This window comes from Acinetobacter sp. Colony158 (assembly GCF_019264745.1).
Classification (GTDB): Bacteria; Pseudomonadota; Gammaproteobacteria; order Pseudomonadales; family Moraxellaceae; genus Acinetobacter; species Acinetobacter ursingii.
Map to the genome: position 1 here is coordinate 3,085,402 of NZ_CP078523.1, position 358 is coordinate 3,085,759.

Here is a 358-nt window from a genome sequence, read left to right on the forward strand (position 1 = left end):
GTGCTGATTCAGAAACTGTATGCGATAGAAGCAGAGCTCAGGAAAAAGACCGATGGTACAGCAGAACAGCGCCGCGAATACCGACAACAGCACAGCCAACCGGTGATGCAACAACTGTATGAATGGCTCAACCAACATTATCTGACTGTGCCATCGAGTTCTCCAACCGCCAAGGCCATCAATTACACTCTGAAGCGTTGGCCAGCTTTAAGCCGCTATCTGGATGATGGCAATCTACCTATAGATAATAATTGGGTGGAAAACCAGATGCGACCTTGGGCGTTGGGACGTAAGAATTGGCTATTTGCAGGTTCGCTGCGCAGCGGTCAGCGAGCAGCCAATATCATGACATTAATCC

At 49.2% G+C, this 358-nt stretch carries 1 protein-coding gene; it reads left to right on the plus strand.

What is annotated here, in order from left to right; genetic code table 11:
• Positions 1–358 (plus strand): IS66 family transposase (locus JR005_RS12495; protein ID WP_228731703.1); only part of this gene is annotated, 358 nt, incomplete at both ends.